Raw genomic sequence first — 12,416 nt, forward strand, 5'->3', positions numbered from 1 at the left:
TGTGGCAAACCTCTACAGCTTCAAATCCTGATTCAACTCAGTCTCAGACTCAATAGTTTTTCCGTTATATTGTAATTTCCAACCCATTGAATTTGTCATTATTAAGATTTTTGACAATTCGCTTATAAGTCTGTTTTGGGCGTTTGTTTTTAGGGTTGATTTCTCGATTTTTTTTGCCAGATTGGCTTTTACCGATTTATTGATTTTATTGTAATCGTCGCCAGTAAACGGATTCAGTTTACTTTGTTCGACATCATAAAACTGAATATCGGGATTTATAGTGATTTCTTCTTTTGGGATATTTAAAATCGTAATGGTTTTGTTTTTTTCGTCGATATCGTATTTCATTTTATGCAAATCGTAGGCAACTGTAACATTGGCATTTACCACAATAAGTGCTTTTTTCTCAAATGAAATCATATTCATCAAATACTTCTGCTGATTTTTATAAGTGATCACTTCAGAGAAATGTCCTTCGGTAACCACCAGTTTTCCAACATTTAAAATTTGCTGCTGAATTAAATTGGTATTATAATCAATTGTAGAGTCATCATCTTTTTTAAACTGGCAGTATTTAAAAGCCAGAACAATGACTAAAATAGTAATACCGACACTAATAATTCTTTTGATCAAGTTTTGCATTCCTGTAAAATATTTAGACGAATTTACTTCTTTTTTTTGAAGCTTACTAAAGTTTTTTTGCCACGAATTTCACTAATTTTCACTAATTCTATGCGTTGTATCTATTGATCAATTCATAAATTAAGCATCTTCAAAAAAATTCGTGAAATTCGTGAAATTCGTGGCAAAAAAAAATCGTGTCAAAACTTTTTCTAAAAAGGATATCCAATAGCGATATTCAAAATCAGGTTGTCTTTTCGCCATGGTCCGCTTCCAAAATTAATATCATCGATTACCCATCTTTGCCCGTCTGGCAGCGCTGGATTTCTAAGAGGAAAGGCCAAATCAGTTCTTAAAACAAGGAACGACAAATCAAAACGCAATCCTGCTCCTGCTCCTATGGCAAGCTCTTTCATAAAATCTTTTGAGATCTCAGCTCCGGGTTTATTAGGATCTGCATTTAAGAGCCAAATGTTTCCTGCATCTATAAATAAAGCGCCTCTTACAACACTAAATAATTTTGCACGATATTCTGTATTGAATTCCAGTTTTAAATCTGCCGATTGATCGGGTGTATAATTGTTATTTGTCGTTGGCGGAATCACATAACTTCCCGGCCCTAAAGTTCTGGCTCTAAAGGCTCGAATACTATTGGTTCCTCCTACTACAAATTGTTTTGATGTAGGTAATGTATTTGAATTTCCATAAGCAAATCCAGCGCCAACGATTAATCTGCTGGCTAATTCACTTTCTTTTCCTAATTTTAAATAATGCCTAAAATCTGATTTAATTTTCACATATTGGCTAAACGGAACATCAAATATGGTTTTTACTTTATTTGGATAATCTGCTCCTGTAACTAATCCCGTTATGTTTCCCGCCAAATCTAATTCTCCATTAAAATAGATCGTATTTTTTCGGCGTTTCTGCATCGTGTTTGTATACGTATAACTGTAAGTCGGGCCAAAAATTAATTGCTTTTCAATTACTTTCCCTAAAGCCGGATCCTCATCAATATCTTCTAAATATTCGGGCGTAACATGATTTGGACTTACATACGTAACATCGATCACATTTAATTGATGTTCTTTCCTTATATTTTCTTTCCACAAATACCCAAACGATGCATTAAAAGAATTTAACGCATATAATTGAGTTCGTTTTTGGTATTCATATCTTAAAGTCGCTTTTGTTCTTGGCACATATTCGCTGTTTCCTTCAATATTGAATGGCGTTATAAATCTCGGCCAGGTCAAACTAACTTCTCCTCCAAGTTTATAAATATTTTTTCCTTTGTTAACCCCGCCAAGCTGGAAATCGGCACCGCCAAAAACAGAGACAGTAAATAATTCCGCACCTTTAAAAAAGTTTCGATTATTCCAATTTAAATTAACCTCCGTTCCAGTATAACTGGCCGAATTTGTTTTCCCTAAAACCTCAACCCTAATAAACTTTTTAGGCAGAAGCGTTAAGTAATAATACGAATCTAAAGTCTTTGGAATACTGTCTGATGGTTTAAATTCATTTTTTACAAAGCTGAATGTTCCCAAATTTACAAAACGGTTTAAGGTTAAATTATGATCTTTTCTATTGTATAAATCTCCTTTTTTAAAATATATCGTTCGGTCGTAAATCCTTGGCTTAAAGGTTTCAGTTGTATCGATGATTGTAAAATCTTTGTATTTTGTAATATCTCTTTTTCTATAAACCACACTGTCATTCGAAAGAGAATAATTTGGATACACATAAATATTATTGATTTTATACGCTGTAAGGGCTTTTGGCGGCGTATCTGGCTTTATTACAATTCTAACTTTTACTTCGTGATCGCCTTTGCTGCTGTCTACCTGAGCCAAAAGGTAATCTGGGTTAAAATAAAAATAGCCTTTCTCTTTAAGTCTGGCGTCAATTCGTTCTCTTTCGGCTTTTATAACGTCCAAATCATACGGCTTTCCAACTTTCAATAAACTTCTTCGGCTTGATCTTCCTATAATTCTGGACATTGCCAAAGAGTCATCAGGAAAAGTCACGCTTTTAATGATATATTGTTTTTTAGGAATAACGGTATATTCTGCCGTAACTCGTTTGTTTCGAACTGTAGAATCGGCGCTGACACGGGTTTTAAAATAGCCTCGGTTTTCGGTAAAATTTCTTAAAACAGAAGCATTATAATCTAAATCGACTTTACTGAAAAGTACAGGCGGCTCACCTACTTTATTTCGAAGCCAATATCTGGTTCCTTTTTGTTTTTTAGGCTCTCCGGCAAGATTGTATATCCATAATTTAGGACGTAATCCTAAAATTTGTTTGTTTGGTTTTGGACGCAATAAATCTTCTAATTCTTTTTCGAGTGCTTTTCTTTCTTTTTTCTTTATTAAAGAATCTTTGACTTTTACAGAACCGCCAACGTAAAGCAAATCGCCTTCCGGCAGATATTTTGTATTACTGCAGCCTAAAACAAAAAACAGGCAAAACAGTACAAAATACTTTATATATTGATTTTCTATATGATTATGTTTTTTGTTCATTTCCTTCAATTTGATTTTCCTGCTGCTCTTCTTCTAATTTTTCCTTTTCTTTTGCTTCTTTCTTTTTTTGTTTTTCTTTCTCTTTACGGACTTTTTCTTCACGTATCATTTGCTTTTCTTGTTCTGATCGATGAAAAAGTTCTCTGAATTTATTGTAACTCATCGTAATAATAAAAGCAACACCCGTTTCTACAACCTGACCTTCAACTGCTACCTGATATTGATTTTTTCTGTAAGCACGAACCATATAACGTCCGTCTTTGGTAAGCTGATAATCCAGCGCAACGTCTCCTGCAATGTTGGTGCTTTCTTCGTTGGCACGCTCCGCACCTTCAACACCAAAACTACTTCCTACAGTAACTTTTAATCTGTCATCAAGCAGTTTTTTTGAAACGGCAACATTCAAATCGGTTCTGTTTTGCATGGTTCCGGAAGTGTAATCTTCGGTTGATTCTAAATCAAAATTGACTTCAAATCCGTTAATTAATTCACCCGCCAGATTGTTTAATTGCTGCGAAAGAATTTTGCTCACACTTTGTCTTGCCAAAGATTCTGCATTTGTACCGCCGCTTTCACTTGCAAACGGATTTTCACCCACAAATCGGTTTAATAATAAAAGGGCAAAAACCTGTTTATTTAGTTCTGCCGGATCTTGTTCTAATTGTTTCAGCTTGGTTTGTGTAAGCTCAACCACATCTGAAGAAACATCGTAATTTCCTTCCGGAAGTACAATTCCAAAAGAAATTTCCGGCTTCATTAATTCTCCCTTCATTTTCAGTAAAGTCTGAAACGGAAGTTTTTGTTTATATGTATTTCTTACGGCTGAATCATCGTTTCCAAGCTGATTTCCGAGTAAATCGATTGGCGCAGCATTTACTTTATAAATTGCCGTAATATTTAAATTTGCCATTGTAGGTTCACCGTTCCAGGTGATAAAACTTCCTTTTTGAATATCAAATTTTCTTCGGATTCCGTTAAAATTCATTTCATACGCACCATCTGTAAACTCGTATTTCCCAGTCAAAGTTGTTTTTCCAGATTTGTCGATTCCGCCAACTAATTCAGCTTCACCTTTCAGTTTCAAATAATCACCGTTTCCTTTATCAATAAGTAAAGTCAATTCTGCTTCTTTATCAATTGAAATGGCTACATTCACGTCCATTCCTTTTACATCAGACTGATTCAGTTCATTTTGCAGCTCAACAGTTTGTTTCAGGTACATATTGTCTTCATCAACAAACTCTACAATTCCTTCACGATCTGCAATAGATGGATCTGACTGCGGCATTACAACCGTAAACTTGGTTTCTTTATTGATTTTAATTGTTCCGTCGACAACCGGGCTGTCCAGATTTCCTGTAATATTTAGTTTGGTATCCAGGAACATATCACCATAAAACAAATCGTTATCAACTTCTTTAGAATGTATCGCTCTAAAATCATCTGCTGTAACAACTAAATCAAAATTATAACTCTTGAAATCAGGAGACTGAACCGTTCCGTCTACAGATAATTCGTTGTCGTTTTCGTCATTAAGCGTGAATTTATCAAAGGTAATTACATCATTATTAAAAGTGATTTTTTCATTATCGGTTTTAAAGAAGGAATTCAGCTGTGTGATTCTAAAACCGGCATCGTTAAAGTTTAATTCGCCCGCAACTTTTGGACTTGATGCGTTGCCAGCAACTTTAAAATTTCCCGATAGATATCCCGTTCCGTCTGTTATGTTACCCATTGTAAACCCCTGAATACTTTTGATATACAATTTGTTAATATCTAAATTTAAATCAAGGTTTCCGTCATCCATTTTGTAATTTCCGGTCAGGTTTACCTCGTTTCCTTCTCCGGTTAATGCCACATTTGCATTTAATAAATTAGTGGTTTTATTATCCACTTTTATTTCAATGTCGCCAACTGCATCCCCTCTAAAAGCAAAATCATCAATTTTTAAATCAGAAGTAAAAGTTGGGTTTGTCATTACGTTTTCGACAACAGCATTTCCGTTAATTAAACCCTGCATTAACAGTTTATCTTTTTTAACCATGTTCATAATGGTTTCGATTTTGAAGTTTACAAAATCGACTTGCAGCGGCGCATTGTCCTGTGTTCCCTGCGATTGAATTTTTAATTCATTTCCGTTATTGTTCAGGAAAAATTTATTGACATAAAGGCGTTTGTCTCCAAATTCAATTGCATTTTCAGGATCAATATTCCACTTATCATAATTTAAAATGAAGTTTTCCGCATCGATTTTAAATATGTTTTTAGAATCTTCTGCTTTAAATTCTCCTGCTATAAAATATTGCTGTTTCTCTTTTGCATCCTGAACTTCAAGCGCATAAGTCAAAATATTATTCTCTACTTTTCCGGATAAACTAGTAAACGGAATTTTTAATGAACCGCTTTCAATAGTGGCAATAGAAACAGAATATTCTAAAGCATTTTCTTTGGCTTCAATATTAATTTTTCCGTCGGCAATTGTGTTTTCTGCATAAACGATTCTTGGAATTGTTCCTCTTATTTCTAAAGAATCAGTTACGTTATTGTATTTTCCAGTGATTTTAATGGGTTCTAAACCTGTCAGTTTCGGAATCAGTTTAAAAAGAATTGGATCGTTATCAACCGTTACTGTAAAAACCAGACGCTGCTCGTCAGATTCTCCGTTTGCTTTTGGAGTTTTTAAATCGATATATTTTGACAATGATTTTTTTATTGCCGCTGTCAAAGTGGTCAATTTGTATTTTCCATCAACCTCAGCTTTTAAAAACTGAGAAGATATTTTAATATTGTTTCGGGTATTATCTGAAAAAGCAATGACACGAACTGAATCTAAAACGATTGGTTCTTTATCCTGCAAAATCTGAATGTTCGAAAGAAATACTTTTCCGTTCAGAAAATCCGGATTACTATTCGCAATATCCGCATCAACATTACCGCGAAGTTTCATTGGTCCGGCATGAAGATTTAGTTTTTCCAAATCAGCAATATCCAGGTTTAGTTTTAATTTTATTGACGGATATTTTTCTTGTGTATTTCCGCTTGCAACTAAATCAAAGTTCAAATTTGGGTCTTGCATTCCAGATTTTACTGCGAATGAACCGTTTGCAATATTTCCTTTTAAAGCTAAATCTCTATATGTATATCTGTTGAAAACCGCTTTCTGTACAATTCCGTCTAATTCTGCTTTTGCTGTTTTCGGGTCTAAACCATTTCCTTTTACTTTCGCTTTAAGCGTAATTTTTCCAATCGAATCGTTTTTGATTAATCGGCCTAAATCAAAATCAAGTAAATAAACCGTTGCGTCGTATTTCTCTTTTTTCTTAACACGCTGATCGAATAAAGCATCAACTTTTGCATTTCCGAAACTGCTGTTTAAAGCCAGATTGGTTTTGAAATTCTGCACAGAACCTTTAAATTTTCCCTGCAGGTTTATTTGCGACGGAAGCTGAATATTTTTCGGAATTGTTCCGGCTGGTACAAACGTATTTATGTCTTTAGAAGTCGTAGCAATTTTTTTGATATCTAAATCATAATATGCTTTTTGCGCATCAGGAAGTCCGGTTATTTTCCCCGAAAGGGCAACTTTTGTAGTTCCAATTCCGCTCATTTCGAATTTCGGAATATTCAAATCTTTTACTTTTCCGCTTACACGGCTGTTTATGTATAAAATAGCATTTGGATTGCTCTTAAAAGGATTTGTTTTTTGTAAATCGGGAGCAAATAACAAAATGTCTTTAAACCATATTTTTGAATCTTTCAAATTAGCATCGACAGCAAGATTTGCAATATCTTTTTGAAGTGCTGCGAGTGACTTGTATTCAACTTTGATTTTATCTTTTACAAGCGTTTGCGGTGTTTTTAAATACAGATTATTTAAATAGGCATTTTTTGGACCGTAGAAAAAATCTGTTTTTAAAGACTGAATGTTCAATCCGCTTTTTTCTGTTGCTGCCAGTGATTTTATATTGCCCGAAATAATATCGTTACCATAATATAATTTCTCGGCCTCAAGATTGAATTTACTTAGATTTAAATGGCTGTAATCGATTCCTTTTAAAGTTGGTTTCGATTGCATATTATCAAATTTAAAAGCAATGTTTTGTATGTTGACTTTATTTAGTTTTGCTTTCCAGCCTGCTTGTTTTATCGCTGTTGTATCTAAATTTGGAGTTTGTATTTGTTTATCTTTTACTCCTAAACGCAGATTTCCGCTAAGGTTTTTAAGTTCGAAAGTATCGAAATCTAAAACTTGTTTGTTTAAGTCGATTTCATTTACAGATAAATTCAGATTTCCGAGTTTTATTCCCGAATCTAATTTTGAATCTTTATTGTCATAAGCAACATCAATTTTTGACAAACTGATTTTTCCCAATTTTAATTTGAAGTCTTTGCGTTTTGAAATTGTATCTACGGTTTTTACCGAAACAACTGCAATTTGTTCCACAACATCCTGATTTAAAACTAATTTTAATCCATTTAAATCGATATTCGGAATATCAAAATCCATTTTATCCAAATCGAACTTATTGAATTTAGTATCGAAATGCGTCAGTTTTACGGCAATGTCATTTTTAGAATAATCATCTTTAAAATTAAATTTGATATTATCCAGATTTACTTTTACAACTGATATTTTAAATGGTTTAGCATTTGGATCTTCAACTTTGGGTTCTTTTGATTCGAATGCTTTTATGATATAATCGAAATTGAAAACGCCGTCTTTATTTCTGGAAATATTGGCTTTTACATTTTCAAGCGAAACAGAATTGATTTCGAGTTTACTGCTAACCAATTTAAAAAGGTCAACATCGACTTCTAAACGTTTACCTGCCAGCAAAGTATCTTTTTTTTGATCTTCAAAATAAAAACCTTCCAGAACTACATCTTTCGGAAATTTGATAGAAATATGATCTAATGAAACTTTGGTTTTTATCTTTTTATGGAGATAGGAAATCGCTTTGTCTTTGGTGAAATTTTGAACAGAAGGAACCTGAATTAATATAATAAGAAGTAATAAAAGTGCAACTACAGAAACCACGCACCATAATAGTACACGAAGTGTTTTTTTTACGTAATAAATTGGTTTCTTATTCATAGGTCAATAAAATACAGGATTTAATTGCTTCTGAAAAAAGCATGGTTACACATCTTACAAAAATGGAAAATTTAAGCCTTTAACAATTTACATAATTATTGGGAATTATTCTAAAATTTCACTGTAAAATAGTTAATTTCTTACTTTTGAGTTTTAGCCACGAAGGCTCTAAGACACAAAGTTTTTTTATGCCTAAATATTTCATAAATGTTTGGTGCTTGCTGAAAATTAAAATTTAATATGGGAAATCTTTTCTTGTAAAAGATTCATTTTCTGCTGAAGTTTGGCAAGGAATTTTTGGTGCTGTTCTGATTCGGGATTGAAGCTTCTGTGACGCAGGCTTTTTTGAATTTCGTCTACTTCCAGCATTGTTGAGATACTTTCTTGTGAAATATAATTTTCGCTGAAAAGTTTCCAGATATAATCGATCGCAATTTGGTTGGGATGCAGCATATCTTCGTTATAAAAACGATAATCGCGAAGTTCGTCCATCATGATTTCGTATGAGGGAAAGTATGCAGTGTTCAGTTTAAAGTGTTCCCTATTTAACGCAGAATGCAGCGCTGAAAATAAATGTGATTTACTTAATTGATTTTCTACAAAACCATCTTTAATGTGGCGTACTGGTGAAATCGTGAAAATGAAATTGATTTCTGGATTTAAAGTCTGAATTAAATCGACTGTGTTTTGAATACTTTTTTGAATTACATCAACTGATAGTAATTCTTTTAAAAATTGTTTTTGAGGAACTTTATGACAATTGGCAGCGATTTCAGTGCTTTCGATATTTCTGTAGATCCATGAAGTTCCAAATGTAATAATGATATGGGTAGCTTCTTTTAACTTTTTGTTGGTTTCTGTAACCGCTTTGTTGAGTGTTTCTAACAATTCTTGTCGGTCAGCATTACTTAAGTCTGAATGAACTTCGAAACTATGCCAGCGTTCATTGTGAAAAAAAACATCTTTTTCTGTAAACAATTCTTCTTTACAAACCCGACTAAATAATTTTTCAATTGAAACGGGATTGAATATAATTCCAAACGGATTTGTTTCGTTTTGAAACTTAAAATAATCAAATTTCTCTGCCATATTTTCTGCAAAACAAGAACCTACAGAAAGTATCTTCGAATTATAATCGATTGGATTGTTGCTTTTTGAAATTGGAATTTGAGTTCTGAATTGCATGGCATATTATTTAAACACGAATTTCACCAATTTTTACCAATAAAAAAACCAAATACATGAAGTATTTGGTTCTGGGTAATTAATATAAATATTTTGTAATGGCTGTTACTTGTTTTCCTCCTTTATAATATGTTTCTAAGATTGGATATCCTTTCATATCATATTTATAGTCTTTTATATCAAGATAATCACTTGAATCGACAGAAAAACTACTTAAACGGTTATTAAAAGATGATTCTTCATCATTTATAAGTAAACTCATACCTGTAATATTTTTAAAAGGAGAATTCATATTATCATAAACATAAGTATATGTATAAGAAGTGATGCCTGTTTTTGTTTTTACATAATCCCTTTTAATCAGATTTCCATTTTTAATCTTAAGTAAAGAAAAATAATCATCTTCTGCTTCGATCTTAGTTAAATAATCTGTACTAAATCTTTGTTCTTTAACTAAAGTATCTGATAAATATGTGTACACCGATCTTATATTAATTTTACGAGGAGATGATGCCCAATTGTCCAGATATTTAATTGATGCTAATCTTCCATTTGTATAAGAATAGGTCTCTTCGTTAATTTTAACTTCTTTACCTTGAACAATATTATAATACGTTTTACCCACAATTACATTATCCTCATAATGGTAATAAATTTTATCTTTTTTATAGGATATACTTTTAATTTTATTCTTATCGTAAGAAAAAAGAGCAGTATCAGAACTAAACCCAGGATAAATAGATATAATGGCTTTAGGTAATATTGTCGTATCATCTTCAGTATTATCACTATCATTACTTGAACATGAAAGGAATGTAAAAATTAAAATTAAGAAAAGGAGTAAATTCTTTTTCATTTGGCATGTATTAGATTTATACAAACAAACATATCGCACACCACTTAAAAAAATGAGCTATTCCTGTCATTTTACTATTATAATAAGGTATTTTTTATCTCAAGAACTAGTTGATGCATTCTATTCTATTCAATAATAATCTTTATCATTATAAATATAATTTCTCAAATAAATACCAATACTTGCTCATTGTGTTATTAAACAATAATCCCTTCGATATAAGCTAAAAATCAATTATTAAAAATTTACATTTTTAATAACAAAAATCAACTCCATCAAGACAAACTATTGCTTACTTTTGCATCTTCCATTTTTTTATACTCTATATGAAATTATTATATTCTTATATAATCAAACACAAAATGCTTTTGCTTTTTGCTTTGATTATGGCCTCCATAAACATTTGTTTCAGTTTATCAGACTCTATTATTACCGGTAAATTAATGCAGGATTGCGGTGTTGGATTACACAAATACGAAGGAAATCCAACTGGTTTTATCAAATCTCTTTCTTTCTGGCTTGGGCTTTCACTTGGTGCTGCGATGATTTCCAGAATTACCAAAAACTTTCAGGATTATTTCACTAATGTTGTGATCCAGAGAACTGGTGCTCAAATGTATACCGACGGAATTAAAAAATCCCTCGATTTACCTTACGCTGAATTTGAAGATCAGCGAAGCGGTGAAACTTTGAGTAAGTTAACCAAAGTTCGATCTGATTCTGAAAAATTAATTACGCTTTCGATTTCTTTGATTTTTCAAACCGTTATCGGATTCATTTTTGTAATTCTTTATGTTGCTCGAATTGATTTTCGAATCTCACTTATCTTTTTAATTACAGCTCCAATTATTGCTTTGGTAAGTTCTTATTTAGGTAAAAAAATCAAAATTGTTTCTAAAAAAATTGTCAATCAAACAAATGCTTTGGCAGGTTCAACAACAGAAAGTTTACGTAACATCGAATTGGTAAAAAGTCTTGGTTTAACGTACCAAGAAGAGAAACGTTTGAACTTAAACACTTTTAAAATTCTGCAATTAGAATTAGAAAAAATCAGATTTATTCGAAGTTTGAGTTTTATTCAGGGAACAACAGTTCACTTTTTAAGAACTTGCGTTGTTTTCACTTTGTATTATTTCTTATTTGGAGGAAAAATTATTGTGGGTGATTTGCTTACAATGGTATTCTTTACGTTTTTCATTTTTGGTCCGCTTCAGGAACTTGGAAATTTCATTATTGCTTTGAATGAAACCAAAGTCTCAATGGAAAATTTCAAAACACTATTAAGCGCTCCAAAAGAATTCCGTCCAAAAAATCCAAAACATGTTGGAGCAATTCAGTCGTTATTATTTTCGAATGTTAGTTTTCAGCATAAAACAGCAAAATTCAAAGCCGTTGAAAATATCAATTTTGAAATCAAACAAGGTCAAACCGTTGCGTTTGTTGGTCCGTCTGGTTCCGGAAAAACAACTTTGGTTAAATTATTAGTTGGATTGTATACTCCGGCTGAAGGTCAGGTTCTTTATAATGATATTGATTCTACAGAAATTGATTTACTAGACTTAAGAAAACAATTAGGTTTTGTAACGCAGGATGCACAATTATTCTCTGGAACAATCCGCGAAAACTTATTATTCGTTAAACCAAATGCAACTGACGAAGAGTTATACGACGCTTTAAAAAGAGCCAGCTGTGATAAACTTCTTAAACGTGCCGAAGATGGTTTAAACACTACAATTGGTGAAGGCGGAATCAAAGTTTCGGGTGGAGAAAAACAACGTTTATCTATTGCCAGAGCGATTCTTAGAAATCCGAATTTATTGATTTTTGATGAAGCAACTTCGGCGTTGGATTCTATTACTGAAGAAGAAATTAATGCTACAATTAGAAATATATCTGATAAAAACAGAATCACGGTTTTAATTGCACACCGTTTATCAACTGTAATGCACGCTGATAGAATCTTCGTTTTAGAACAAGGAAAAATCATCGAGCAAGGTAAACATGATGATTTAATTGTGGAGAGAGGTTTGTATTACGCTATGTGGCGTCAGCAAATTGGTGAGCGTAAGTAGAAGTCTTTTTTTAATCTCGCAAAGACGCAGAGTCGCAAAGTTTTTTTTAAAGCTTTGCG

Annotated in this window: 6 protein-coding genes; 1 reads left to right on the plus strand and 5 read right to left on the minus strand. The window is 32.5% G+C overall.

The window, feature by feature from the left end:
- Nucleotides 1–12 precede the first annotated feature (12 nt).
- From APR43_RS13785 to APR43_RS13805, 5 genes are all read right to left on the minus strand, one after another.
- On the minus strand, nt 13–642 hold the full coding sequence (locus APR43_RS13785) for a DUF4230 domain-containing protein (protein ID WP_053470529.1): 630 nt from the start codon (nt 640–642) through the stop codon (nt 13–15).
- Between the two features lie 191 nt (nt 643–833).
- Complete coding sequence (locus APR43_RS13790; protein WP_082356371.1) at nt 834–3,149, minus strand: BamA/TamA family outer membrane protein; 2,316 nt, start codon at nt 3,147–3,149, stop codon at nt 834–836.
- A complete protein-coding gene (locus APR43_RS13795; protein ID WP_053470530.1) occupies nt 3,133–8,244 on the minus strand; it encodes a translocation/assembly module TamB in 5,112 nt (1,703 codons plus the stop codon). Before APR43_RS13795 ends, APR43_RS13790 begins: the two co-directional genes overlap by 17 nt.
- Before the next feature lie 228 nt (nt 8,245–8,472).
- Nucleotides 8,473–9,429 carry a GSCFA domain-containing protein gene (locus tag APR43_RS13800; protein ID WP_053470531.1) on the minus strand — a complete coding sequence of 319 codons (957 nt, stop codon included), beginning with the start codon at nt 9,427–9,429 and terminating at the stop codon, nt 8,473–8,475.
- A 79-nt stretch (nt 9,430–9,508) separates the two neighbouring features.
- A complete protein-coding gene (locus tag APR43_RS13805; protein WP_053470532.1) occupies nt 9,509–10,285 on the minus strand; it encodes a hypothetical protein in 777 nt (258 codons plus the stop codon).
- A 326-nt stretch (nt 10,286–10,611) separates the two neighbouring features.
- On the opposite strand from APR43_RS13805, the gene APR43_RS13810 reads away from it, so the two are divergent.
- Nucleotides 10,612–12,357: an ABC transporter ATP-binding protein gene (locus APR43_RS13810; protein ID WP_053470533.1), complete on the plus strand. Its 1,746-nt coding sequence runs from the start codon at nt 10,612–10,614 to the stop codon at nt 12,355–12,357.
- Nucleotides 12,358–12,416: the final 59 nt, after the last annotated feature.

The organism is Flavobacterium sp. NLM (genome assembly GCF_002210235.1).
GTDB lineage: Bacteria > Bacteroidota > Bacteroidia > Flavobacteriales > Flavobacteriaceae > Flavobacterium > Flavobacterium panici.